This is a genomic window from Aliiroseovarius sp. S253, assembly GCF_049800855.1.
Taxonomy (GTDB): Bacteria; Pseudomonadota; Alphaproteobacteria; order Rhodobacterales; family Rhodobacteraceae; genus Aliiroseovarius.
Map to the genome: position 1 here is coordinate 117,708 of NZ_JBNAFW010000001.1, position 25,746 is coordinate 143,453.

Genomic DNA, 25,746 nt, shown 5'->3' on the forward strand with positions numbered 1-25,746 from the left:
TAACCGTTTACTGAGATACCGCGTCGCTGGCTTTCATGTCGAAGGCAGCGGCCATCAGCGCGCGCGTATACTCGGTTTCTGGTGCGTCAAACACTTGATCCGCATCACCGCTTTCCACGATGTCACCGGCACGCATGACCAGCACTTTGTGGCTTAATGCGCGCACGACACGCAGGTCGTGGCTGATAAACAGGTAAGCCAGCCCATGTTTCCTTTGCAGACTGCGCAACAGCTCGACGATCTGAACTTGTACAGTCATATCAAGCGCCGAGGTCGGTTCGTCCAGCACAACGAGCTTGGGGCGTAGGATCATGGCGCGTGCAATGGCGATGCGCTGGCGCTGCCCGCCTGAGAACTCGTGCGGGTAGCGATGCATGGTGGAGGGGTCCAGTCCGACCTCTTCCATAATTTCAGCCACCATTTCACGCCGGTTTCTGCCGGGTTCAAGGCCATGCACCGACAGGCCTTCGGCAATGATTTCCTCGGCGGTCATGCGCGGGGAAAGCGATCCGTAGGGGTCTTGGAACACGATCTGCATGTCGCGACGCAACGGCTGCAATTGGCGTGACTTCAGCCCTTGAATACCATCGCCCATAAAGACAATCGGTCCATCCGAGCTGATCAGACGCATCACGGCAAGCGCTAGCGTGGTCTTGCCCGATCCACTTTCGCCAACAATGCCGATGGTTTCACCTGCGCGCACGTTGAAGGTCGCTGCGTTCACAGCTTTGATATGACCGACCGTGCGGCGCATCAGTCCGCGCTGGATGGGGAACCAGATGCGCAGGTCTTCGGCGCTTGCGATTTCAGGTGCGTCTGCGGGGACCGGATCGGGGCGGCCATGCGTCTCGGCCCCCAAAAGCATTTTCGTGTATTCGTGCTGCGGGTTCTCGAATACCTCGACGGTCGGGCCAGTTTCGACAATCTCGCCATCTTTCATGACGCAGACTCGATCCGCGATCTTGCGCACGATGCCAAGGTCGTGGGTGATGAACAGAAGGCTCATCCCCTCGCTGTCTTTTAGATCCGCCAGCAGGTCGAGGATCTGCGCCTGAATGGTCACATCCAGCGCCGTGGTGGGTTCATCTGCGATCAACAGCTCGGGGCCATTGGCCAGCGCCATGGCAATCATGACACGCTGACGTTGCCCGCCGGACAGCTGGTGCGGATAGTTCACCAACCGCGTTTCCGCGTCTCGTATGCCAACTTTGTCCAGCAGCTCTAGAATACGGGTGCGCACCGCGTCTCCGGTCAGCCCCTGATGCAGCTGGATCGACTCTGCCATCTGCTTTTCGATCGTGTGCAGTGGGTTTAGCGATGTCATCGGCTCTTGGAAAATGAAGCTGATGTCGTTGCCGCGCACGTCACGCAGTTCGGACTTTGACGCGCCGATCATCTCGCGCCCTTCATAGGTGATCGACCCGGTGACCTCGGCGCTGTCGGGCAGAAGCGACACGGTCGACAGGGCCGAGACGGATTTCCCCGACCCGCTTTCGCCCACCAAGGCAACGGTTTCGCCTTTCTCAACGTTGAAGCTGATTCCACGTACAGCGGGGTGGCTTTGCCCATCCTGTCGGAACGAGACGCTTAGGTTGTTGACGGTCAGAAGGCTCATTGGAAGGTCTTTCTTGGGTCAAACGCGTCCCGCACACCTTCGAAAATGAAGACAAGCAGCGACAGAAGGATTGAGAAAGTCATGAAGGCGGTAAAGGCCAGCCACGGGGCTTGCAGGTTCTGCTTTGCCTGTCGTGTGAGTTCGCCGAGCGATGGGGCCGAGGACGGAAGGCCGAAGCCAAGGAAGTCCAGTGTTGCAAGGGTCGAGATCGTGCCGGTGATGATGAAGGGCAGCATGGTCAGCGTGGCAACCATCGCGTTGGGCAGCACGTGGCGGAACATGATCACGCGGTTCGAGACACCCAGCGCGCGGGCGGCGCGGACATATTCAAAATTGCGGGCGCGCAGGAACTCGGCACGGACCACTCCGACCAGCGCGGGCCAGCCGAATAGGACCGTCACAAAGACCAGAAGCCAGAAACTTCGCCCGAGGATCGCAAAGAGGATGATGATCACGTAAAGCGACGGGGTCGAGGACCAGATCTCCAGAATCCGTTGGAAGATCAGGTCGATCCAGCCGCCGAAATAACCCTGAATAGCGCCGGCCGTGATCCCGATGATCGAGGTCAGGACCGTGACCACGATTGTAAAGAAAACCGAAAGGCGGAAGCCATAGATCACGCGGGCCAGCACGTCGCGGGCCGTGTCGTCTGTGCCCAGAACGTGTTTAGCATCGGGCGCGCTGGGGGCGGCGCCGTCAATGTCGTTGATGGTCGTGTAGCTGTATGGGATCGGCGGCCAGAGCAGCCAACCTGTGTTGATCGGCTCGCCCTCGACGGTGCCGGATTTGGCCTCGGCGATCACGCCTTCCGGATCGTCCCAGCAAGCCTCGGCTCCTTGGGCGATGATCAAGCATTGAACCTCGACATCGCCATAGACGGCTTCCGTTCGGAAGTCGCCCCCGAACGCGGTTTCGGGGTAGAATTTGAAGACGGGCGTGTAGAAGCCGCCGTCGTATTTCACCAAGATCGGTTTGTCGTTCGCCAGAAGTTCGGCGAACAGCGACAGGCCGAACAGGATTGCGAATAGGATTAGCGACCAAAAGGCGCGCCCATTGCGGCGGAAGTTGCGCCAGCGGCGTTGGTTCAGGGGGGACAGCGCCATGATCAGACCTCGCGCCCTTCAAAGTCGATGCGGGGATCGACGAAGACATACATGAGATCCGACAAGATGCCGACTAGAAGGCCAAGCAGGCCGAAGACGAAGAGGGTGCCGAAGATCACCGGGTAGTCGCGGGCCAGCGCGGCTTCGTAGCCCAGACGGCCCAACCCATCGAGCGAGAAGAGCGTTTCGATGATCACCGAGCCGCCAAAGAACACGCCCAGAAAGACCGAGGGGAAGCCTGCGATCACGATCAGCATCGCGTTGCGGAAGACGTGGCCGTAAAGCACCTTGTTTTCGGCCAAGCCCTTGGCGCGAGCAGTCACGACATACTGCTTCTTGATCTCGTCCAGAAAGCTGTTCTTGGTCAGCAGGGTCAGAGTCGCAAAGCTGGCAATGGTCGAGGCCAGAACCGGCAGGGTGATGTGCCAGAAGTAATCCACGACCTTGCCCCACAGTGACAGCTCTTCCCAGTTGTCGGATGTCAGACCGCGCAGCGGGAACCATTGCAGGTAAGACCCGCCAGCAAACAACACCAGCAGCAAGATCGCGAACAGGAAGCCCGGAATGGCGTAGGCCACGATGATCATGCCCGAGGTCCAGGTGTCGAACTTCGACCCGTCCCGCACCGCTTTCTGAATGCCCAGTGGGATCGAAATCATATAGGCAATCACGGTTGACCACAGCCCCAGCGTGATCGACACGGGCATTTTCTCGGCCACCAGCTCGAAAACGCCGATGGAACGGAAATAGCTCTCGCCAAAATCCAGCCGCATATAGTTCCAGATCATCGTGAAGAACCGCTCGAGCGGGGGCTTGTCGAAGCCGAATTCCTTTTCCAGCTCGGCAATGAACTCCGCAGGTAGGCCGCGCGCACCAAGATAGCTTTCGTCGCCGCTTGTGGCCGCCTCGACCCCGGCGTCTCCACCACCCGAGATGCTTTCAAACACATCCCCACCGCCTTCCATCTGGGCGATGATCTGTTCGATCGGGCCTCCGGGCACGAATTGCGTCAGCGTGAAATTGATCACCATGATACCGAACAGGGTCGGAATGATCAAAAGCAGTCTTCGCAGGATATAGGCGCCCATATGCGGTCCTTGGTTTTGTGCTCGGTTATGCGGCGTGGGTTATTTCAACACGCCTGCCGCTTCCAACTTGGCGGCTTTGTCTGCGTCGTACCACCAGAAGGACAATTCGCCCAGAGCCAGCGGCGGAAGATTTTCCGGGTGGCCGAAGATGTCATAGAAGGCCACGGTGTGCTTGTTCTTGTACCATTGTGGAATGGTGAAGCCGATATAACGCAGAACCCTGTCCAGCGCGTTGGTGGTTGTGCGCAGTTCGTCCAGTGTTTCAGACTGCGCCACAATGGGCAAAAGCGCATCCACTGCAGGATTGCGCAGACGCATCAGGTTGCGCGAGCTGTCATCGGCGGTTTTCGAGTGGAACCACTGTTCCAGCCCCGTGCCGGGTTCGAACCCCATTCCGATCGAGTGGGTTACAAGGTCGAAATCACCCGAACGGGTGCGTTCGATATATTGCGGGATGTCCACGCGGTCGAGCTTTGCATCCACGCCCAGCTGTTTCAGGTTCTCGACCAGAGGATTGATCACGCGATCAAATGACGGGCTGTAGGCCAGGAACGTGGCGGTCATCCGTTGACCATCTTTTTCAAGGAAACCGCTCGATCCGATTTCCCAGCCGGCCTCGTCCAGCAGTTTGTTGGCCTGCCGGTAGAATTTTCGCGAGGGCTGGTTTTCATCGGCATCGTGCACAGGAGGCATCACGGCGTCCTCCGTCAGGATGCTTTCCGGCAGCAGCCCCTGATCGACCAACGGCTGAAGGATTTCAACTTCGGCCGCGCTGGGCGCGCCTCTGGCGCCCAGATCAATGCCCGGCCAGAAGCTGTCCACGCGGCTGTAAAGCCCGCGGAACAGGGCCTCGTTCGACCATTCGAAGTTGAACATCAGACGCAGGGCCGCGCGCACCTTGGGGTCCTGCCATGTAGGGGTGTCCAGATTGAAGATGAAGCTCTGCGCGGTGCCGACCGATCCATCGGCAAACTCGGCCTTGATCGCATGGCCGTTGCGCAGGTTCGGGAAATCATAATCCTCGGCCCAGATCTGCGAGGAGTTCTCGGTGCGGAATGTGTAGGTGCCCGCTTTGAAGCCCTCCATCGCGGCGGTACCATCGGCGAAATAGATCGCCGTGATTTTGTCGAAGTTATTCTGCCCGACCGACAGCGGGTGGTTCTCGCCCCAATAGTTCGGATCGCGCTCGTAGGTCACGTGGCGGCCATAGTCGAAGCTGCCCAGCTTATAGGCCCCAGTGGCCATAAACGGCGCGTCCGAGCGGTCGTCCACACGTGCGCCGGTTTCTTCGAACCACGCTTTTGACAGGGCCATGCTGCTGCCCGCAAATCCAATACGGTCGCGCTTGGGGGCGTCCTCGGTGAAGGTGTATTTGACCTGCAGCGGGCCGGTGACTTCCACTCCGGCCACAATTTCTGTGATGATCGCGCGATATTCGGCGATGCCTTGTTCGACGAACAGGTTATGGCTGAAGGCGATGTCCTCGGCCGACATCTTGCTTCCGTCCCAGAATGTCACATCGTCGCGCAGATTGAAGATGACCCATGACAGATCGTCTGGATACTCCAACGTGGTACACAGGAAGCAGTAGACACCATAGGGATCGTCGGCGGTGTTCACCAGAATGCGTTCATACCCGATATCCGCCATCGAGGCCGTCGTGCCCTTGCGCGTGAAGCGGTTGAAGCTGTCAAACGTGCCCTGCGCCCAGATCGAGATTTCACCGCCCTTGGGCGCGTCCGGATTCACGTAATCCAAATGGGTGAAGTCCGGCCCATACTTCAGTTCGCCAAAATTGGAATAACCGTGGCTGACGGTGGTGTCCGCCTTTGCCGCCAAGGGTGCCAACGCAAGCACAACCCCGGTTGCCAGCCCAAGCCCCAGCGTCAGGGCGCGATTGTCGGGTCGGGCAAGGGTCTTTGTTTGTGCGTCGCGCATGGCGTTACCTCCGTTGATCAGCGGATTTCGTTGAACCGAGTAAAAAGGGCTGCCCGGTAACATTCAAGGCGCGAATTGGTGAACTGGGTGTTAATCGGCCGTGCGCCGCCTGAAACAGTGCAACGAAAAAGGCCGCCCGGTATCGGACGGCCTTTGAATTCTTCACCTAAGGGGCGTTTAGCCGCCGATGGTGGCGAGATACGCAACCAGGTTAGCGCGATCTTTGTCTTTCTTCAGACCCGAGAAGGTCATCTTGTTGCCCGGAGCAAACGCTTTCGGGTTGGCCAGCCAAGCGTCCAGCGCCTCGACGGTCCAGGCGTCGGCGCTCATGCCAGCCAGAACATCCGAGTATCCGAAGCCGGCAACGCCAGCGATCGGGCGGTCAACCAGGCCGTACAGGTGCGGGCCGGTGCCGTTGGCGCCGTCTTCCAGCTTGTGGCAGGCTTTACACTTGCCCCAGACCTTTTCGCCTTTGGCGGGGTCAGCTGCTGCAACCAGTTCAGCAAAGGGAACGGCTTCTTCTTCTTCCGCTGCACCGTGGTCTTCGCTTTCAGTCGCGATGACATAGCCGGTGGCTGCTGCGTGTGCTTCGTCGCCATGGCCTTCGCCGTGACCACCGCCGCTGGTGTTGAACAGGGCACTACCGGCCCAATTGCCCAGCAGGAATACCAAGAGCGTGCCAATCACGGCGCCGCTCGCTTTTGTAACTGTCATTGTGTCGAACATGTCGCGATCCGTCTCATCCAAAGTCAGAAGCCTTCTAGCCGCTTCCCTTGTATGTTTTCAAGCGATATGACGCCCAACTTATAGTCCTTTAACGCTAAACCGCAGGGAGGGTCCGTAAAATGACCAGCCGAATCGCCTTTCAAGGAGAGCCAGGCGCCTATTCCCACGAGGCATGTCAGGCCGCCAGACCCTATATGGAGGCCATGCCCTGCGAATCCTTTGACGAGGTCATTGCGGCCGTGCGGTCGGGTAAAGCGGATCAGGCGATGTTGCCGATCGAGAATACCACCTATGGCCGGGTTGCGGATATTCACCGGCTTTTGCCGGAAAGTGGGCTGAATATTCTTGATGAAGCCTTCGTGCGGGTTCGGATCAGCTTGATGGGGCTTCCGGGGACAAAGATCGAAGATATCCGGCTGGTGCGCGCCCATCCCGTTTTGCTGCCACAGTCCGCAAATTTCTTGAAGCTGCACGGTATGCGCGGTGTTGGTGCTGCGGACAGTGCCGGGGCGGCTGCGCATCTGGCAAAGACAAAAACGCCGGGCGAAGGCGTACTTGCCTCCGCCCTTGCAGCCGAGATCTATGGTTTGGATCTGTTGGCCGAGGACGTCGAGGATCACGGCCACAACACCACCCGCTTTGTCATCATGGGCCGCGAACCCAATCTGGCGCGGCGCGGAGAACATGGCATGATCACGACCTTCGTCTTCGAAGTGCGCAACATCCCTGCCGCGCTTTACAAGGCGATGGGAGGGTTTGCGACCAACGGCGTGAACATGACCAAGCTGGAAAGCTATATGGTGGACGGATCGTTCAACGCGACGCGGTTCTATGCCGATATTGATGGCCATCCAGAAGATCGGGGTGTTCAGCTGGCGCTCGAAGAGCTGGCCTATTTCACCTCAACGCTGGACATTTTGGGTGTCTATCCCCGCGATCCTGCGCGCGACTGAGGCAAAGGTGTCGGGCCCGTTTAGGCCCGATACCGTGCTTCGATCGTCGCCGCATATTCCGACACGCGCTTGCGAAATCGCCGCAGCATTGTTGTTCGTGCCAGTTTCAAAGACTGAATCAGAAGCCTTGCCGGAATGGTCTTAGGGCGCATGTCAACGCTAAGTGTCATGCGTGTCCGGGTGCGAGACAGGGCCATCAGCTCTACGTCCACATCCGCAGTCAAACCCGCGATCTTTGACAAGATACGCATTTGGTTGGGGCGATCAAATTGTTCTAGATTTATGTCCGCGACCCTTTGGCGTCCGCGATGTGTGAACTTGGCCTGCCAGCTCATCCCCTGACCGGGTAGTGCCATCGAGTCGGTGCGACGTACTTCCGCTCCGCGGCGCAAAGCAGCAAGTTCGAAGCTTTCGAAATCGGTCACGGCACTAAACACCTGATCGATGGTTGCTTCGATATCTTCGTGTGTTTTGATCTTCATCAACCACTCCTACCACTCACGCTGCCCGCAAAATGAGGCTAGTCCAGTCGATCTGCAAGCCAGTTCTGCATCAGAAAATGTGCAATGGCGCCTTTTCTGGCGGGTTTGATCGCCGGATTGCGCCCTGCAAAAATATCCAACATGTCCTCGCGCGTGATCCAGGTCGCATCGGCCAGTTCGGCCGGGTCAATCTTGATTTCTGTCGATGTCGCCTGTCCCCAGGTGCCCACCATAAGGGATGACGGATAAGGCCAGGGTTGAGACGCCAAATAGCCGACTGGCCCAACTCTTACACCAGCTTCTTCAAAAACTTCGCGTCTTGTGGCCGCTTCAATCGTCTCGCCGGGCTCGAGGAAACCCGCCAGCAGCGAATACATATCGTCTGGCCAGCCCACGCCGCGCCCAACCAGAACCGAATTGCCATGGGTGATCAACATGATCACCACCGGATCCGTGCGTGGGAAATGCGAGCGGCCGCAGGCATCGCAATTGCGCTGCCAACCGGCCATCGCGACATGTGTTTTCTTTCCACAGTTGGCACAGAACCCGTGAATGCGGTGCCATTCTAGGATCGACCGCGCTGTCGCGGCGACCTCGGCCTCGTCCGGGGTCAGGCCTGCCATGGTCGCGCGCAGCTCGGAGAATCCGATATCACTGGGTAAATCGGGATGACTTTGAATGCTGCGATCCACGAATTGCGTTGGATCTGGCAGATCATCTTCTGGCTCCCACCGAGAGACGTCTAACGCAAAGAGCGGCACGCCGTCTTGAAGGCCAAGATATACACGTGGTGCGTCTGCGAAATCCGCAGGAAGTGTGTCATGGGTCAAATACCCAAGATCCCATCCCTCGGCCTCGGGTCTCATCAAAATTTTTCCACGCCACACGGGCAAGAGCTGTGCGCTCTGGGTGAGCGTCTCCAATCTTTCCGGATCCGCGCGGCTTTCGGCATCCCGATTCAATTTGCCGGCGGCAAAGGTGACCTGTTCGGCGATTTTCATTGGGGTGCAGTCCTGTGTTGATGTAGTGCGGCGCACGCTAGCAGTTCCGACAAGTCTGTCCAGTTTGGAATCTTGCCGTGATCGGGCCATCAAATTGACATTTTGCAACAATAGCGAGAAATGAATTTAGATAAAACATCTCATGGGGGCGTTCGCGAAAGGCGGCGTGAATTAGGAAAATGGCAAGGGGATGAGGCACTTCGTTCAAGATTTGGCTGCGGATCAAGGGGCGCGCGTAAAACTGCGGATTCTAGCAACCACGGATCTGCATATGAATATTCTGCCCTATGATTATCACGCCGACCGGACGGTCGGTGGGTGGGGGCTTTCGCGCACGGCACAGCTTATTGAGGCGGCTCGGGACGAGGCAGCAAATGTGATCCTGTTGGACAACGGGGATTGCCTTTTTGGCTCGGCCTTGGGCGAAGTGCATTCGGCTGTCGCTGACCACCAGCTACACCCCATGATCCGCGCCCTGAACCACCTAAATTATGATGCAATGAACCTTGGAAATCATGATTTCGACCAAGGGCGGAGCGCGCTGATACAAGCCATTCAAGGAGCGGGGTTCCCGGTCTTGACGGCGAATGCAGTTCTGCCGGAAGAGGCACATCAGGCTCGGATTGCGCCGTTTACATTGCTGCAAAGGAAAGTGAAGGATGCTCTAGGCGATATACACGATCTGACCATCGGCGTGATCGGCTTTTTGCCACCAAATTCGTTACACCAAGCTCGGATTGCCACCACCGATATTCTTGAAGCTGCACGCAGATATGTCCCTCAGATGAGGGCGCAGGGTGCGGATGTGGTCATTGCGCTAGCTCATAGTGGTTTGGGCGCGGAAGCGCACATTCCCGACATGGAGAACGTGTTGTTCCCCTTGTCTGAGGTGGAAGGAATCGATGCGCTGATCGGGGGGCATACGCATCAGGTGTTCCCAGCGGTCGGTGAGGATGCGGATAGCTCTCTGAACGGAGTTCCGACGGTGATGCCCGGTTTTTGGGGGTCACATCTCGGAATTATCGACCTGGCCATCGAGCGTTGCAACGGGCGATGGGACGTGCGCCAAGGTTCAGCCGGTTTACGGCCGGTATCGGACGAAACGCCGGATGATGTTCTGGCGAAAAGCAGCTTTGAAGCGCTGTTTTCAGATCTTCACAATAGAACGCGAGAAGCGATGCAGGCACGCGTCGGGGAAGCGGAAGGTCCCCTGAATAACTATCTTACACTTGTGGGGGGGGACAGCGCCACGCGTCTGGTGCAGCGGGCCATGCTGGACCATGCCCAGTTGTGCCAAGAGGCGTTGGGGCTGCCGGACCTTCCGATTCTCGCAGCTAGCGCGGCCTTCAAGTCAGGCGGGTTTGGGGGGCCGGATTACTACACGGCTCTGCCTTCGGGGGCGCTGACCCAGCGATCGCTCGCGGATCTTTATATGTTTCCCAACAGCTTTGCGTTGGTGAAGGCAACGGGGGCATTTTTGCGTAACTGGCTCGAGCGGTCCTGCAGCATCTTTAACCAGGTATTGCCGGGGCAAAAGGCGGTACAGCTGAAAGATGATGGGGTGCCGGGCTATATCTATGAAAGCGTTTTGGGGCTGACCTATGAGATTGATCTGACCCAATCGTCTCGGTTCACGCCCTCAGGGGCGCTGCGCTTTGCCGAAGCTGGCCGGATCAGGTCGCTGCAATATAACGGGCGACCTGTGAAGGAAGACGACCAGTTTTTGCTGGCCACGACCGACTATCGCGTTCTGGGTGGCGGGAATTACCCGATCCCCGACCCTTCTGACATTCTGCCGGTTGCACCTATGGATATCCGCGATCTGCTGACGGACTACGTGGCCAATCACGGTCTGATTGCCATCGACGCCGCTCCGATTTGGCAGTTTCAGCCTGTGCCGGAGGCCTCGGTCTGGTTTCGATCATCACCCAAAGGGCAAGAGGCCGCGTCGGAGTATCCGTGGCTTCGGCTTGATGTGCTGGACCCATGTGATACGCGCGGATTTACCTGTTACGAGCTTGCGCTGTGAGGCTTGCATCCCTGCACGCAGCCTCATATATGAGGGGCGAGAGGTTGGCGCGGGTAGGCGCCTCGCCAATCTGGTCAGGTCCGGAAGGAAGCAGCCACAACGAGCCCCGTCTGGGTCGTGTTCAGCCTCTCACCACGTTTCAAATCCTACAGATTTGAAACCCCCGGCAGGCGAAACTTGTTTCGTCGAGAGGGGTAAAACTTCTCCGACACGAAACGCTGTTTCACAAGTCGGACCCAAGCCCGCGCGGCGATCCCCCATATTCGCCCCGCATTTGAACGGAGGAATTTTATGAGTGTCGTCACCGCCTTTCAGGCAGGTTGTCGCCCGTCGGAGTGATCCGGCCCTGCCTGAAACCGTGCACCCTACGCCGCGCCTGCGCGATGGGTGATCCTTTGTGCTAAATCAGGCAGATCAATGACATTGACACTTATGGACCTTGGATGGTCCGCTTCCTTCGAACAGGCGCGCGCCGAACATCCGGACACGCTGACCCCTTATCGACTGACCGAAATCCACCGTGCGCAGATGATTGCGCTGGGCGAAGACGGCGTTGTTACCCTGACCACGCCGAAGTTTTCGGCGGGCGAACTGGCCGTTGGCGACTGGGTTCTGGCCGACCCCGAGTTTCGCATCCAACACATCCTTGACCGTCGGTCGCTGCTTCAGCGCCGTGGCGCGGGCACCGATGCCCATGTGCAGTTGATCGCGGCGAATGTAGACACTCTGTTCATCGTCACCTCGTGCAACGATGATTTCAACATTGCACGGCTGGAACGGTTTTTGGCTTTGGCGCACGAGGCCGGGTGCTATCCGGTTCTGGTGCTGACCAAAGCGGATTTGTGCGATGATCCCCGCGAATACGAGCGCGAGGCACAGGTGTTGGATCCAATGCTGACCATTCTGACGGTAAACGCATGCGATCCTGAAAGTGCGGCCGAAGTGGCGGCGTGGTGCAAAGCGCCACAAACCGCTGCCTTTATTGGATCGTCCGGCGTGGGGAAGACCACGCTGACCAACGCGCTGACAGGTGGGGATGCCGCCACCGGAGCCATCCGCGAAGATGATGCCAGAGGGCGCCACGTGACCACGGCGCGCTCCATGCGACCCATGTTGCAGGGCGGGTGGATCATCGACATGCCTGGTATGCGCGCCTTGCGTCTGATCGATACGCGCGAGGGCATCGACAACGTGTTCGATGACTTGGCCGAGTTGGAAGCCCAGTGCCGCTTTACAGACTGCGCGCATGAGACCGAGCCGGGCTGTGCCGTTCAGGCCGCAATTGCGGCGGGGGATCTGGATTTGGAGCGTTTGGACCGCTGGCTGAAGCTGCGCAAGGGCGAGAAGAAGAACTCGGAAACCGTGGCGCAGTCGCGATCGCGAGAAAAGAAGTTCTCGAAGATGGTGAAGGGCGTGACCAAGGGTGCGAAGCATCGCAAAGGTCGGTAGCTCGCTTCGCGAGCCTGAAGGGGCTTCGCCCCAGAGGGAAAGCGGACGCTTTCCCTCGTCCCCAGGATATTTACGGTAAGAAAATAGAGACTAGAGCTGGCTTGCCCAGGCATATTGCGCGTCTGTTTCAACGGCACAGGGGCGCGCGGCGCGCAGGCGTTCCAGTGCCGTGGTCGGGTCTTCTTTGGTTTCGCACAGGATGCGCAGAAGCATCATGCCGGATCTTCCACAACCGCCCTTGCAATGGGCCAGGACCTTGCCTCCACGCGCGAGGATTTGATGAGCGGTGCCCGAGAGATCACTCCATTCGGCGATGATCTTGGCCGATGGCGCACCGAAATCTTGAATGGGCAAGTGATGCCAGATGATATTCGCCTGCGTCAGGTCGCGGCCTAGGTGGGTAGCGCCAAAACTGTCCATCTCGCGCCCGGTGGTCATGGTCAGCACCATGTCTGGAGACCATTGGATCAATGTCTCCAGGTCTTCACGGTAATCTCCGCTGCGGCCGGGCATCGGGCTGATGCCAAGTGTACCGTTGCCAGAAGACAGGCTTGCGATGGGAAAGAGCGGCTCCATGGGATTGGCGTAGCATGTGTAAAGACATCCGCCAACGGGCTTTCGGTGGACGGCGCGGCTTTGGCCGCATAGTCTGGCCCGGATACGAATCCGGCCCGAAGGCATTTCATGACCGACACGCAATCCGACGCCCCAGCCTATCAGGTTCTGGCGCGTAAATATCGCCCTGAAACCTTCGCCGATCTGGTTGGGCAAGAGGCCATGGTACGCACGCTGAAAAATGCGTTCGAGGCCGACCGGATTGCGCAAGCTTTCGTGATGACCGGCATTCGCGGGGTCGGCAAGACCACCACGGCACGGATCATTGCCAAGGGCATGAACTGTATTGGCCCGGACGGGCAGGGCGGACCGACGGTCGAACCGTGTGGCGAATGCGAGCATTGTGTTGCGATTGCCGAAGGGCGGCACGTGGATGTGATGGAGATGGACGCGGCATCACGCACAGGTGTGGGCGATATTCGCGAGATCATTGAAAGCGTGCACTACCGAGCGGCCTCGGCGCGCTACAAGATCTACATCATCGATGAGGTTCACATGCTGTCGACCAGTGCGTTCAACGCGCTGCTCAAGACGCTGGAAGAACCGCCTGCGCATGTGAAGTTTATTTTCGCGACGACTGAGATTCGCAAGGTTCCGGTCACCGTTTTGTCCCGTTGTCAGCGCTTTGATCTGCGCCGGATTGAGCCCGAAGATATGCTGGCCATGCTGCGCCGGATTGCCGATGCCGAGAAGGCCGAGATTGCGGATGACGCGCTGGCCTTGATTACGCGGGCGGCAGAAGGGTCTGCCCGTGATGCGCAGTCGCTGTTGGATCAGGCGATCTCCCATGGGGCCGGTGAAACCACCGCCGATCAGGTGCGCGCGATGCTGGGCCTGGCGGACCGTGGGCGCGTTCTGGATCTGTTTGACATGATCCTTAAGGGCGACGCGGCGGGTGCGTTGACTGAACTTGGTGCGCAATATGCCGACGGGGCCGACCCGATGGCAGTGCTGCGCGATTTGGCCGAAGTTTCGCACTGGGTCAGCGTCATTAAGATCACGCCGGAAGCGGTCGAGGACCCGACGGTGTCGCCCGACGAACGCACACGCGGGCAGCAGATGGCGCAGGCATTGCCGATGCGCGTCCTTGCCCGGATGTGGCAGATGCTTCTGACCTCGATCGAGGAAGTGGGCCGTGCGCCCAACGCGATGATGGCGGCTGAAATGGCGGTCATTCGACTGACCCATGTGGCCGACCTGCCATCGCCCGAAGAGTTGGTGCGCAAGCTGAAAGATTCGCCTGTACCACCCGCAGGCCCCTCGGGTCCGGGTGGAGGCGGCGGAATGCCAGCCGGGGGCGGAGCGCCAATGGGTGCGCCCGCCATGTCTACGCAATCTATGCCCTCGGGGCCGGGGGGAGGGGCGACTGCCTTGGCTGTTGCCGCGGATGCCGAAACCTCGCTTGCGCGATATGCGCGGTTCGAGGATGTGGTCGAACTGATCCGCACCAACCGCGACGTGAAGCTATTGGTTGAGGTCGAAGGCGGAGTGCGTTTGGCCGCATACCAACCGGGACGGATCGAGTTCACGCCCTCGGACAGTGCTCCGCAGGATCTGGCTGCCCGTCTGGCGCAGCGGCTGCATGGCTGGACCGGCGTGCGTTGGGGCGTGACGTTGGTAAATGGCTGCGAGGCCACGACCATCACAGAAACCCGCGACGGCGAGAAGCTGGCGCTGGAGGAGGAGGCCAAGGCCCATCCGTTGGTGCAAGCCGTGATCGCGTCGTTCCCGAAGGCCCGCATCACCGAAATCCGATCTGCCGAGGATATGGTGCAGGAAGCTGCCGAAGAAGGTCTGGCCGAGGTTGAAGACGAATGGGATCCGTTCGAGGAAGACTAGGCTCTGCCTTGTAACCGGTGCCTGCGCCCCGTATCTAAACGCTAAGTGAATTGACAGGAGCATCACATGTTCAAAGGACTGGGCGGCCTCGGCGATATGGCCGGGATGATGAAAAAGGCGCAGGAAATGCAGGCCAAGATGGCCGAGCTTCAGGAAAACCTCGAGACGATGACCGTGGTTGGCGAAAGCGGCGCCGGTCTGGTCAAGGCGACCGCCACGGCCAAAGGCGTTCTGACCAGTCTGGACATCGACCCCACCATCTTTAACCCGGATGAAAAAGAAGTGGTCGAGGATCTGATCTTGGCCGCGATCAAAGATGCGCAGGCCAAAGCTGCGCAGCGTTCGGAAAGCGAAATGTCGCGTCTGACGGAAGAGCTGGGCCTGCCCAAAGACATGAACCTGCCGTTCTAACGACCCGAATAAATGTCAGAAGCACCGCGTAATATCGAGAACCTGATCGAGCTGATGGCGAAGTTGCCAGGGCTCGGTCCGCGCTCGGCCCGTCGGGCGGTGCTATATCTGATCCGCAAGCGCGCGCTGGTGCTGACGCCCTTGGCGGATGCGATGCAGGCGGTGGCGGAAACTGCACGTGAATGCGTGACCTGCGGCAATGTTTCGACCTCGGATCGGTGTGACATCTGTGTTTCAGAAAAACGTGCAACCGGCGAGATCTGCGTGGTCGAAGACGTGGCCGACTTGTGGGCGATGGAGCGCGCGGGTCTGTTCAAAGGCCGCTATCACGTGCTGGGCGGAACCTTGTCTGCGCTGGACGCCGTCGGTCCCGAGGATCTGGGCATTCCACGTCTGGTTCAGCGGGTGGTGGATGACAGCATCAGCGAGGTTATTCTCGCCTTGAATGCCACCGTCGACGGACAGACCACCGCGCATTACATCGCGGACGAACTTGAAGGCCGGTGTCTGGTATCCTCGCTTGCGCAAGGTGTCCCCATCGGCGGCGAGCTGGATTATCTGGACGAAGGCACGATCTCGGCAGCCCTGTCCGCACGAAAGCGGATGTAAGTCACGGATCAGAACTGATCCAAAAGCCTCTTCAAGTAATCGCGTTCCAGTTCGGGGCGATCCGTCTCGCCCGAGCGCTTGCGCAATTCCTGCATCAATTCTTCGGCCCGGCGATAGGTTTCATCCGTGTCACCCAGTGGATTATCCGTTTGATTGGCCCCACCGCGCCCGGTTTGGCTGCGGCCTAGCGGGTCTTGGGTCGATGCACTTTCGCTGTCGCCGGGGTTTCCACCCTGCTGACCTTCCTGCTGCGCCTGTTGATTGGCCATTGCTTCGTCGAACTGGCGCAACCCTTCGCGCATGGCCTCCATCGCGTCGGCTTGCTGGTTCAGGGCTTCGGGGATGTCACCTTCATCCAGCGCTTCGGCGGCTTGACCCATCGCACGGCCCGCTTCATCCAGCGCTTCGCGTGCAGCTTGGCCTGCAGGATCGCCCGCGCCGGGCAAGTTTCGGCGTTGGGCGTTCAGCTGGTCTTGTAGGGCGCGCTGGCGATCAGCAAGGCTGCTGCCGGGATCGTCGCCCCCGCCGCCTAGGCTCTCGGGTCCCTCTTGTCCGCCGCCTTCGCCGGTCTGACCTTGTTCGCCCCCCGCACCATCGTGGCTTTGCCCGCGACCTTGGCCCCCGTCACGCCCTTCGTTGCCTTCGCTTTCGCCAGCTTGAGAGCCCTGTCCTTGACCCTGTTCCTGAAGATCACGGAAGGCCTGGTCTGACAGCCCCTGTTGCTGGCGCATGGTCTCGCGCAGTTCTTCGCGTGCGCCCTCGCCGGGGCGCTGGCCTTCACCACCCCGCGAGGCTTGCATGTTCTCCATCATCCGGCGCATCTGCTCTAGCATCTGCATCGCTTCGTCGGTTCGGCCTTTGCGCATCAATTCCTCGATCTGGTCCATCATTGCGTCCAGATCGGATTGGCTAAGTTCGATTAAGTTGTCCGGTTGCGGCGCGTTCGGGTCGCCCTGAGGTTCTTGCTGCGCCAGTTGCTCCATATAATCGCGCATCGCATCGCGGTATTCGTCCATCAACTCGGCCAGTTCTTCGGGTGTGGCCCCGTCACGCATTGCTTGTTCTAGGCGGCGATGTGCCTCTTCCATACGGGCGCGCGCGTCGTCCAGTTGGCCATCTTCCAATTCGACCGCGACATCCCACAAAACCTGAGCGATTTCGTCCCGCAGTTCCCCGGGGACACCGCTGGCAACTTCGGTGAAGTCGAGACCCGCCTCGAGCCGCCGGATCACACCACGCAGCTGCAGATATATTCCCTCGGGTAGGGACAACTCTTCTGGGTGGACCAGTGTGGCACGCAGAACTTGTGACACACGCCGCGCGTTGGCGCGGTTCCACAGAAGATCGCGGCGTTGTTCGATCAGTGTTTTCGCGAACGGATCCAGGAAACGGCGGGCGGGCAGGGTCATGGGATAGGGTTCGCTGTCTCCGACCTGTTTCGCGCCATCTTGCGTTTGAAAGGTTAAGGTGACGGGCAAACCGGCATAGGGATGTTCGGTCAGGTTCTCCTGTAGTACGCCTTCGATCAAGGTGCGCGCGCCGCGATAGGGCAAGGGTAGGTCCACCGTCACCTCTGGCCGTGGTTCTGGGGCAATGGTCAGTCCGTGATCCCGTGTTATATCGTCGAGCAAAAGGGTGATGATGACCTCTCCGCTGGTGACGCCATAGTCGTCGCTTGCGACGAACCCGAGCGTGAAATCACCGTTGAGCTGCCGGGTAAGCGGCCCGTTCGGGCGAACACTAGGTGGGGTATCTTCGAGCGCCGTGATCATCCAGTCGCGCGTCTCGGGTCCGTTAATAGACAAGGTACCGCTGCGCGTGATCCGATGGGTTAAGCTGGGGCCGGCGTTGGCGTCATTGTCCAGAATGGAACCTGCAAAGCCCAAGGCGTTTAGGTCGCCGTACTTGCGCAGGGTCAGGCGACTATCCTTGGGGATGGTCAGGGCGCCATCCGGTTGATCGTCCAGATACAAGCTGGGTTTGCCTGTATATGAGGGCGGTTCAATCCAGCCTTCCCAACTGGCAGCGACTGGGGCTGCTGCGCCGGTTGTGCCGGTCGTTGTGCCGGATTGCCATGGCCCAAATCCAATCGCCACCACGGCCCCGGTCGCAGCGATCAGACGCAATGCAAACGGGTCTTTCCGTGCCACCCGCAGATCGGGTGCAACCGGCTGCACGTCGTCCAGACGCGCGAGCATCCGATCCTGATGTGCCTGCCACAACCCGGCCGAAGCCACGTCGTCTACACCCGTGGCTTGGTCATCTTGAAGCGTGGCAATCGGGTGGCCGGTCAGGCTGTCATCCAACCGTCGAAGGGCGTGCCCTGATGTTGGCCAAATGAATCGGCGGGCAGCAAAAATAAGGCAAGTAAGGGCGACCAACCCCAAAGGCGCGGACACCGCCCAGCCGCGAAGACCGCCGAAGCCCGCTAGCGCAATTGCCACCAAACCCACGGTGGCCAACGGCCAGCCAGCTTGCCAAAGCCGTTCCAATACCATCCCGCCCCTTGTCAACGCCAAGGGCCAACGAAGGCGCTTTTGCACCTTCTGGGACAGGTCGGGCCGGGTCACCGGACCCGTGGAAACATCACAGCCATTCTGGAATGGTATCGCGTCCCAGCATCTCTTCATAGGTGGGACGTGCGCGGATGACGGCATATTGATCGCCCATCACCAGCACTTCAGGGATCAGGGGGCGCGAGTTGTACTCGGACGCCATCACCGCGCCATAGGCCCCGGCCGAACGGAAAGCGATCAGATCGTCAGGATTCAGGCCGTCCAAATCGCGGCCTTTAGCGAAGGTGTCGCCGGTCTCGCAAATCGGGCCGACAATGTCATAGCGCGATTTTTCTTCGCCGGGGGCGGCTTCGACCACGGGGATGATGTCGTGATGCGCTTCGTACATGGCGGGGCGCACAAGGTCGTTCATCGCGGCGTCAACGATCAGGAAGTCCTGCCCCTCGCCCTCTTTCACATAGATGACCGAGGTGACCATGATCCCAGCATTGCCGGACACCAGACGACCCGGCTCGATCTCGATCTCGCAACCCAAATGGCCCACGGTTTCCTTCACCATCTGCCCGTATTCGATGGGCAGTGGCGGCGCGTCGTTCGAGCGTTCGTAAGGAATGCCAAGCCCGCCGCCCAGATCAAGGCGCGTAATATCATGACCATCTTCGCGCAGCGCTTCGGTTAATTCGGCGACCTTTTCATAGGCCTCACGGAACGGCTGAAGCTCGGTCAGCTGCGAGCCGATATGCACGTCGATGCCGACGGCTTTAAGGCCGGGCAGGGAAGCGATTTCAGCATAGACTTCGCGTGCGCGTGCAATCGGAATGCCGAACTTGTTTTCAGATTTCCCGGTCGAAATTTTGGCGTGGGTTTTCGCGTCTACATCCGGGTTCACGCGTACGGTAACGGGGGCAATAACACCCAACTCGCTGGCGACCTCGGACAAGACGCGCATTTCCGGTTCGCTTTCCAGATTGAACTGGCGGATGCCGTTGGTCAGCGCCAGACGCATTTCGTCGCGGGTTTTGCCAACGCCCGAAAAGACGATCCGTTCGCCGGGAACACCTGCAGCAATCGCGCGGCGGTATTCACCACCCGAGACCACGTCCATGCCCGCACCCATTTCGCCCAGCAGTTTCAGAACGGCGAGGTTCGAGTTCGACTTGACCGCGAAACAGACAAGATGGTCAGCCCAATCCAGAGCTTCATTGAACAGCCCGATATGACGTTTCAGCGTTGCAGAAGAATAGACATAGAAGGGCGTGCCAACTTCGGCAGCGATCTCTTCAATCGATACGTCTTCGGCGTGCAATACGCCATCGCGGTAAAGGAAATGGTCCATCTTGGGCCTCGTCTGTCTGCGCTTTCACGATGCCCTAGCGGAACTGGGCGTCTCGCTCAACCCTCGGCCTTGATCGCAATGAAAAAACGCCGGTCGTGGTGACCGGCGTTTTCTAGGTAGATGCGGTAAGATTTACTGGGCCGCGACATCCTCGGCAGACCCCGGGCGAATAGGCTCGCCGTCTGCGCCGCAGGCCGCCAGCCCCAGAAGGGCGGTGATCAGAAGCGCGCGGATCATGCCAGCGACTCGGTCCAGCGGGCGATCTGCTTGCGCACTTCGCTGGGTGCGGTACCGCCATACGATGTGCGCGACGCAACCGAGTTGTGGACACCCAGAACGCCGAAGACTTCGTCGGTGATCTGCGCGTTGACCGACTGCATGTCTTCCAGCGACAGGTCGGGCAGGTCGCAACCACGTTCCTCGGCCATCGCCACCAGAGACCCGGTGACGTGGTGGGCGTCACGGAACGGCATGTTCAATGCGCGTACGCACCAGTCAGCCAAATCAGTGGCAGTCGAGAAACCGGACGAGGCCGCAGCTTCAAGGCTTTCGGTATTGGCGGTCATGTCCGCAACCATCCCGGTCATCGCAGCCAGTGCCAGCATCAGGTTGTCGGCGGCGTCAAAGACTTGCTCTTTGTCTTCCTGCATGTCTTTGGAGTAGGCCAGCGGCAGACCCTTCATAACGGTCATCAACCCGATGTTGGCGCCCATGATCCGGCCAATCTTTGCGCGGATCAGCTCGGCGGCGTCAGGGTTGCGTTTTTGCGGCATGATCGATGAACCCGTCGACCATTTGTCCGACATGCGCACGAAACGGAACTGGGCCGAGGACCAGATAACCAGCTCTTCCGCGAAGCGCGATAGGTGCATGGCGCAGATGGTGGCCGAGGACAGGAACTCCAGCGCGAAGTCGCGATCAGCCACCGCGTCCAGAGAGTTTGCGGTGGGGCGGTCAAAACCCAAGGCCTCGGCCGTCATGTGGCGGTCGATGGGGAAGGACGTTCCGGCCAACGCAGCTGATCCCAGCGGGCTTTCGTTCATACGGGCACGTGCGTCGCGGAAGCGTGACATGTCGCGGCCGAACATCTCGACATAGGCCATCATGTGGTGGCCCCATGTCACGGGCTGTGCAGTTTGCAGGTGGGTGAAGCCGGGCATGACCCAATCGGCACCCGCTTCCGCCTGACCCAGCAGCGCGCGGATCAAGGCCTCGAGCCCTTCAATTGCAGCGTCCATCTGGTCACGGACCCAGAGTTTGAAATCGGTGGCTACTTGGTCGTTGCGCGACCGGGCGGTGTGCAGACGACCAGCAGGTTCGCCGACGATCTCTTTCAAACGCGCTTCCACGTTCATGTGGATGTCTTCCAGCGCGGTCGAGAAGGCGAAGTTGCCCGCTTCGATCTCGGCCAGCACGGTCAACAGACCTTCGCGGATGACCTTGGCGTCACCTTCGGTGATCACACCGGTTGCGGCTAGCATCGCGGCATGGGCGCGCGAGCCTTCAATGTCCTGTCGCGCCATGCGCTGGTCATAGCCGATCGAGGCGTTGATCGCCTCCATGATCGCGTCGGGACCCGCCGAGAACCGGCCGCCCCACATTTCATTCGCGGATTTCGTGTCGTCGCTCATGATCTGCCTTTCAGGACATATTTCTTCTGGGCAATGCTATACGCGGCAAGGCGGGTGGGTGCAATTGCTCTGGCCACGGTTCCATGTGGCGTGGATTTGCCGACGTGACCGGATTGCCTTTGTGTCGCAACGTGCAGTCCCTACAGTGGTTAGACAAATCGCTGTCGACAGGACCCCAGATGCCACAACACTCCACCCTCTTCAGCCGCCGCATGGCGATGGCCACGCTGTCTGCTGCCGCCATGATACCGGGTCGCGTGCTGGCCGATAGTGGATTTTCAGGCTGGCTGTCGGGGTTTTCGACCAAAGCGCGCTCGGCAGGGGTTGGTGACACGGCCTTAAAAGCGTTAAGGCGGGCGGAATACCTGCCCTCGGTCATTAAGTCGGACCGCCGCCCGGCGGAAACGGCGCGTAGCTTGCAGGACTATATTGCATCGGCGGCCTCGCCTCAGCGGATCAAGGGCGGGCAGCGGGCGTTGTCCCGCTATCCCACGCTTCTGAAGAAGATCGAGAAGAAATACGGCGTTCCCAAAGAAGTCATCGTCGCGATTTGGGGAATGGAAAGCAGTTTTGGTGCGGTTCGCGGGTCTGCTTCGGTCCTGTCGACACTTGCCACGCTTGCCTATGAAGGTCGCCGGCGTGACTTGTTCGAGGCCGAGTTGATGGCCGCCTTGCAGATCCTCAGCTCGGGCGATGTATCGCCTTCGCGCATGAAGGGGTCTTACGCCGGGGCGATGGGACACACGCAATTCATGCCTAGCTCGTATTTAGCCCATGCCGAGGATTTCAACCGCGACGGTGCGCGCGACATCTGGTCGGATGATCCGACGGATGCGCTGGCGTCGACCGCAGCCTATCTGCGCGCAAAGGGGTGGACCAAAGGCCAGCCTTGGGCGGCCGAGGTGCGTCTGCCCAAAGGGTTCGATCTTGCTCTGACTGGGCGGGTTTATTCGCGCCGGTTGCGCGATTGGGGGAAGATTGGAGTTACTGATGTGAAGGGACGGGCGTTGACGGGTGCTGATAGTGGCGCGCTGATTCTGCCTGCTGGACCGACGGGCCCGATCTTCATGATCTTCCAGAATTTCCACGTGCTGAAGACCTATAACTATGCAGACAGCTATGTGATCGGCGTAGGGCATCTGTCAGACCGCCTTGCCGGAGGTCGCGCGATTCAGGCCAGTTACCCGAAGAAACCCTGGGGAATGTCGTCCAAAGAACGACAGGCGCTTCAGAAACGCCTGAACGATCTGGGTTTTCAGGCAGGCCGTCCCGACGGCGTCATCGGTGAAAAGGGGCGCGCCGCTATCCGCGCGTTTGAGGCATCGCAGGGGATGCCGGTGACCGGAGTGCCAAGCGTTCAGCTTTTGGCGAGACTGAGCTAAACTTGATCGTGCCGATGGCAACTGACCAGATGGTTGTTGAACAGTCCGCAAGCTTCCATCCACGCATAGACAATGGTCGGGCCACAAAACTTGAATCCGGCTTTCTTTAGATCTTTCGATATCTGAGTGGATAGCGAAGAAGATGTCGGCACCTCATCCAATGTCTTGTAGCGCCCGTTCAACGGCGCGCCGTCGACATAGCCCCACATCATGTCCCGAAAGGCCTCTGCGCCGCCCAAGTCCAGATAGGCCTGCGCATTGGTGATCGTGGCGGCGATCTTGCCGCGATGCCGGATAATGCCCTTGTCTTGCAGCAGGCGGTCAATCTCGGGCTCGCCCCATGTTGCGATCTGTTCGGGATCAAACCCTTCGAAAGCCGCACGAAAATTATCTCGCTTTTTAAGGATTGTGATCCAACTTAGTCCGGCCTGAAATCCGTCAAGGATCAACTTCTCCCACAGGGCGCGTCCATCCCATTCAGGCACACCCCACTCAAGGTCATGATATTCCTGATAAATAGGCTCGCTCCCACACCACGGGCAGCGGGGGGTGTCAGGGCTTTGCGACGGGGAATGGGTCATATTGTCAGGTCCGTGAAAGTTTTAGGTAACTTGTCTGATTTACGTCTCATTAGCATAGAATTGCCACTCATGGTCGTACGGCAGCAGAGGCGACACAATGTTCAACTTTGGAAGTAAGACATCCCCAAACGCGCAGATGCAAGATCCCGTGGACGGCCCAATCGGGGATCCGCTGAGTTCGGCCATCGGGATTCGCGATAAGGACGCGATCAGCTTAGTGCGCGATGCGTTGCGAAAGAAACGTGTTCGGCTGGCCTTTCAGCCTGTCATTCAAACGACGAACCCAGATCGCCGTGCGTTCTTCGAAGGGCTGATACGGGTTTTGGATTCTAATGGGCGGGTGATTCCCGCCAAGGACTTTATCGACTCGGTTGAAGACAAGGAGATGGGTCGCAAATTGGACGCGCTGGCGCTGGAAAAAGGATTGGAGGCTTTGCAGGCTGAACCTGGTTTGCGACTGGCCATCAATATGTCTGCCAGATCGATCGGATATCCGGGTTGGAAGAAGGTGCTAGAGCGCGGGCTCGAAGATGATCCGCATTTGGGCGAACGTCTGATCCTTGAGATCACGGAACGCACCGCGATCACCATGCCAGAGCTAGTGCGGGTCTTCATGGCCGAGATGCAGGGGCATGGTATCAGCTTTGCGTTAGATGACTTTGGGGCAGGCTATACCTCGTTCAAATACCTTAAAGATTTCTATTTCGATATCATCAAGATTGACGGCGAATTTATCCGAGGAATTCACAGTGATCCGGACAATCAGATCCTCACACAGGCAATGATCTCGGTCGCGCGGCATTTTGATATGTTCACCGTAGCTGAAAGTGTTGAATCAGCCGAGGACGCAGCATTTCTGACCCAAATCGGAGTGGACTGCATGCAAGGATATTATTTCGGTGTGCCGACCTTGGATCCCTATTGGCGCAAAGCGGCTTAGGCACGTGTGATAACGCAACCACGCTCACGCCGCTTGATTTTCTCTGCAATGCAGCACAGGATGCGCCCAGCAATGATCGTGCGGGATGGCGTGTGTTTTGGAAATTTATGAAACACGCGACAGATTGCTGATCGTCAGTCTGGAGGAAAAGGAAGCATCATGACCAATGTTGTAATCGTATCGGCCGCGCGTACCGCCGTGGGCAGTTTCTCGGGGTCGTTCTCGAACACACCCGCTCATGACCTCGGCGCCGCCGTTCTGGCCGAGATCGTCGCCCGTGCTGGGATTGACCCGTCAGAGGTCAGCGAGACCATTCTTGGTCAGGTGCTTCAAGCCGGCCAAGGCCAAAACCCTGCACGTCAGGCGCATATCAATGCGGGTTACGCGAAAGAGGCATCAGCTTGGGGTATCAACCAGGTTTGTGGCTCGGGCCTGCGCACCGTGGCGCTGGGCGCACAGCATGTTCAGCTGGGTGATGCAGCAATCGTCGCTGCCGGTGGCCAAGAGAACATGACCCTCAGCCCCCACGTCGCACACCTGCGTGCGGGCCACAAAATGGGCGACATGAAATTCATCGACTGCATGATCAAGGATGGTCTGTGGGATGCGTTCAACGGTTACCACATGGGTCAAACCGCCGAGAACGTCGCAGAGAAATGGCAGATCACCCGCGATATGCAGGACGAATTCGCCGTTGCCTCGCAGAACAAGGCTGAAGCCGCTCAGAAAGCTGGAAAATTCGCCGACGAAATCGTGCCCTTCACAGTGAAAACCCGCAAGGGCGACATCATCGTAGATCAGGATGAATACATCCGTCACGGCGCCACCATGGAAGCCATGCAGAAACTGCGCCCGGCCTTTATCAAGGACGGTTCGGTGACCGCTGCAAACGCTTCGGGCATCAACGACGGCGCCGCCGCCGTTCTGCTGATGTCGGCAGATGAAGCCGAGAAGCGTGGGCTGGAGCCGCTGGCACGCATCGCGTCCTACGCGACCGCTGGTCTGGACCCGTCGATTATGGGCGTTGGCCCAATTCACGCGTCGGGTAAGGCGCTGGATAAGGCCGGCTGGAAAGCTCAGGATCTGGATCTGGTCGAGGCCAACGAGGCCTTCGCTGCACAGGCCTGTGCCGTGAACAAAGACATGGATTGGAACCCGGACGTGGTCAACGTGAACGGCGGCGCCATCGCCATCGGTCACCCGATCGGCGCCTCGGGCTGCCGTATCCTGAACACGCTGTTGTTCGAAATGAAGCGCCGCGAAGCCAAGAAGGGTCTGGCGACCCTGTGTATCGGCGGCGGCATGGGCGTGGCTATGTGCCTCGAACGTCCGTAAGGTCGAAAGATACGATCGAAAAGGCGCCTTCGGGCGCCTTTTTTATTAACTGTTTTGTCGTGCTCTTGTCGCAACCGCAAAATAAAACTCTGCATTGCGGCAAAATGTTTGCGCAATAATATTGCGCAAGTTAAATTGAAAATGTAACAGAGTTTCAGACTCAGATT

At 59.0% G+C, this 25,746-nt stretch carries 21 protein-coding genes and 1 other RNA gene; 10 read left to right on the forward strand and 12 right to left on the reverse strand.

The window, feature by feature from the left end:
- Positions 1-7: 7 nt before the first annotated feature.
- The 5 genes from ACP15F_RS00635 to ACP15F_RS00655 all read right to left on the reverse strand — a co-directional run bounded on the left by ACP15F_RS00635 (position 8) and on the right by ACP15F_RS00655 (position 6,470).
- On the reverse strand, positions 8-1,615 hold the full coding sequence (locus tag ACP15F_RS00635; RefSeq protein ID WP_424938927.1) for an ABC transporter ATP-binding protein: 1,608 nt from the start codon (positions 1,613-1,615) through the stop codon (positions 8-10).
- Positions 1,612-2,718 carry an ABC transporter permease gene (locus ACP15F_RS00640; protein ID WP_424938928.1) on the reverse strand — a complete coding sequence of 369 codons (1,107 nt, stop codon included), beginning with the start codon at positions 2,716-2,718 and terminating at the stop codon, positions 1,612-1,614. Before ACP15F_RS00640 ends, ACP15F_RS00635 begins: the two co-directional genes overlap by 4 nt.
- A gap of 2 nt (positions 2,719-2,720) precedes the next feature.
- Positions 2,721-3,806, reverse strand: a complete 1,086-nt coding sequence (locus tag ACP15F_RS00645; protein ID WP_424938929.1) for a microcin C ABC transporter permease YejB — start codon at positions 3,804-3,806, stop codon at positions 2,721-2,723.
- Between the two features lie 39 nt (positions 3,807-3,845).
- Positions 3,846-5,744, reverse strand: coding sequence for an extracellular solute-binding protein (locus ACP15F_RS00650; protein ID WP_424938930.1), 1,899 nt, complete (start codon positions 5,742-5,744; stop codon positions 3,846-3,848).
- Positions 5,745-5,921: 177 nt separating this feature from the next.
- A complete protein-coding gene (locus ACP15F_RS00655) occupies positions 5,922-6,470 on the reverse strand; it encodes a c-type cytochrome (RefSeq protein WP_424938931.1) in 549 nt (182 codons plus the stop codon).
- A 119-nt stretch (positions 6,471-6,589) separates the two neighbouring features.
- On the opposite strand from ACP15F_RS00655, the gene ACP15F_RS00660 reads away from it, so the two are divergent.
- Positions 6,590-7,423, forward strand: a complete 834-nt coding sequence (locus ACP15F_RS00660; RefSeq protein ID WP_424938932.1) for a prephenate dehydratase — start codon at positions 6,590-6,592, stop codon at positions 7,421-7,423.
- A gap of 20 nt (positions 7,424-7,443) precedes the next feature.
- On the opposite strand, the gene ACP15F_RS00665 is transcribed toward ACP15F_RS00660, so the two are convergent.
- Positions 7,444-7,905 (reverse strand): SRPBCC family protein, encoded by a 462-nt coding sequence (locus ACP15F_RS00665; protein ID WP_424938933.1) that lies wholly within the window; start codon positions 7,903-7,905, stop codon positions 7,444-7,446.
- A gap of 38 nt (positions 7,906-7,943) precedes the next feature.
- A complete protein-coding gene (gene nudC, locus ACP15F_RS00670; protein ID WP_424938934.1) occupies positions 7,944-8,906 on the reverse strand; it encodes an NAD(+) diphosphatase in 963 nt (320 codons plus the stop codon).
- A 190-nt stretch (positions 8,907-9,096) separates the two neighbouring features.
- Between nudC and ACP15F_RS00675 the strand changes: the two genes are divergently transcribed.
- From ACP15F_RS00675 to rsgA, 3 genes are all read left to right on the forward strand, one after another.
- Positions 9,097-10,935: a bifunctional 2',3'-cyclic-nucleotide 2'-phosphodiesterase/3'-nucleotidase gene (locus ACP15F_RS00675; RefSeq protein ID WP_424938935.1), complete on the forward strand. Its 1,839-nt coding sequence runs from the start codon at positions 9,097-9,099 to the stop codon at positions 10,933-10,935.
- Between the two features lie 37 nt (positions 10,936-10,972).
- Positions 10,973-11,070: signal recognition particle sRNA small type (gene ffs, locus ACP15F_RS00680), an RNA gene on the forward strand.
- A 282-nt stretch (positions 11,071-11,352) separates the two neighbouring features.
- Positions 11,353-12,384 (forward strand): ribosome small subunit-dependent GTPase A, encoded by a 1,032-nt coding sequence (gene rsgA / locus ACP15F_RS00685; protein WP_424938936.1) that lies wholly within the window; start codon positions 11,353-11,355, stop codon positions 12,382-12,384.
- A gap of 90 nt (positions 12,385-12,474) precedes the next feature.
- On the opposite strand, the gene ACP15F_RS00690 is transcribed toward rsgA, so the two are convergent.
- The gene (locus ACP15F_RS00690) at positions 12,475-12,960 is read right to left on the reverse strand and encodes a protein-tyrosine phosphatase family protein (protein ID WP_424938937.1); all 486 of its coding nucleotides are present in this window, start codon (positions 12,958-12,960) and stop codon (positions 12,475-12,477) included.
- A gap of 108 nt (positions 12,961-13,068) precedes the next feature.
- Here ACP15F_RS00690 and ACP15F_RS00695 point away from each other — a divergent pair, with 108 nt between their 5' ends.
- The 3 genes from ACP15F_RS00695 (at position 13,069) to recR (ending at position 15,858) form a co-directional block, all read left to right on the forward strand.
- Positions 13,069-14,838: a DNA polymerase III subunit gamma/tau gene (locus tag ACP15F_RS00695; protein WP_424938938.1), complete on the forward strand. Its 1,770-nt coding sequence runs from the start codon at positions 13,069-13,071 to the stop codon at positions 14,836-14,838.
- Between the two features lie 66 nt (positions 14,839-14,904).
- Positions 14,905-15,249 (forward strand): YbaB/EbfC family nucleoid-associated protein, encoded by a 345-nt coding sequence (locus ACP15F_RS00700; protein ID WP_108855271.1) that lies wholly within the window; start codon positions 14,905-14,907, stop codon positions 15,247-15,249.
- 12 nt (positions 15,250-15,261) lie between these two features.
- Positions 15,262-15,858, forward strand: a complete 597-nt coding sequence (recR, locus tag ACP15F_RS00705; RefSeq protein WP_424938939.1) for a recombination mediator RecR — start codon at positions 15,262-15,264, stop codon at positions 15,856-15,858.
- 8 nt (positions 15,859-15,866) lie between these two features.
- On the opposite strand, the gene ACP15F_RS00710 is transcribed toward recR, so the two are convergent.
- From ACP15F_RS00710 to argH, 3 genes are all read right to left on the reverse strand, one after another.
- Positions 15,867-18,488 (reverse strand): DUF4175 domain-containing protein, encoded by a 2,622-nt coding sequence (locus ACP15F_RS00710; protein WP_424938940.1) that lies wholly within the window; start codon positions 18,486-18,488, stop codon positions 15,867-15,869.
- A complete protein-coding gene (gene lysA / locus ACP15F_RS00715; RefSeq protein ID WP_424938941.1) occupies positions 18,445-19,710 on the reverse strand; it encodes a diaminopimelate decarboxylase in 1,266 nt (421 codons plus the stop codon). The genes ACP15F_RS00710 and lysA overlap by 44 nt, the downstream gene beginning before the upstream one ends.
- A gap of 233 nt (positions 19,711-19,943) precedes the next feature.
- Complete coding sequence (argH, locus tag ACP15F_RS00720; protein WP_424938942.1) at positions 19,944-21,341, reverse strand: argininosuccinate lyase; 1,398 nt, start codon at positions 21,339-21,341, stop codon at positions 19,944-19,946.
- 179 nt (positions 21,342-21,520) lie between these two features.
- Between argH and ACP15F_RS00725 the strand changes: the two genes are divergently transcribed.
- Complete coding sequence (locus tag ACP15F_RS00725; RefSeq protein WP_424938943.1) at positions 21,521-22,723, forward strand: lytic murein transglycosylase; 1,203 nt, start codon at positions 21,521-21,523, stop codon at positions 22,721-22,723.
- On the opposite strand, the gene ACP15F_RS00730 is transcribed toward ACP15F_RS00725, so the two are convergent.
- Positions 22,720-23,304: a DNA-3-methyladenine glycosylase I gene (locus ACP15F_RS00730; RefSeq protein ID WP_424938944.1), complete on the reverse strand. Its 585-nt coding sequence runs from the start codon at positions 23,302-23,304 to the stop codon at positions 22,720-22,722. The genes ACP15F_RS00725 and ACP15F_RS00730 overlap by 4 nt on opposite strands.
- A gap of 136 nt (positions 23,305-23,440) precedes the next feature.
- Between ACP15F_RS00730 and ACP15F_RS00735 the strand changes: the two genes are divergently transcribed.
- Together ACP15F_RS00735 and ACP15F_RS00740 are read left to right on the forward strand one after the other, a co-directional pair.
- Positions 23,441-24,244, forward strand: coding sequence for an EAL domain-containing protein (locus tag ACP15F_RS00735; protein WP_424940917.1), 804 nt, complete (start codon positions 23,441-23,443; stop codon positions 24,242-24,244).
- A 159-nt stretch (positions 24,245-24,403) separates the two neighbouring features.
- Positions 24,404-25,579 (forward strand): acetyl-CoA C-acetyltransferase, encoded by a 1,176-nt coding sequence (locus ACP15F_RS00740; protein WP_424938945.1) that lies wholly within the window; start codon positions 24,404-24,406, stop codon positions 25,577-25,579.
- Positions 25,580-25,746 lie beyond the last annotated feature (167 nt).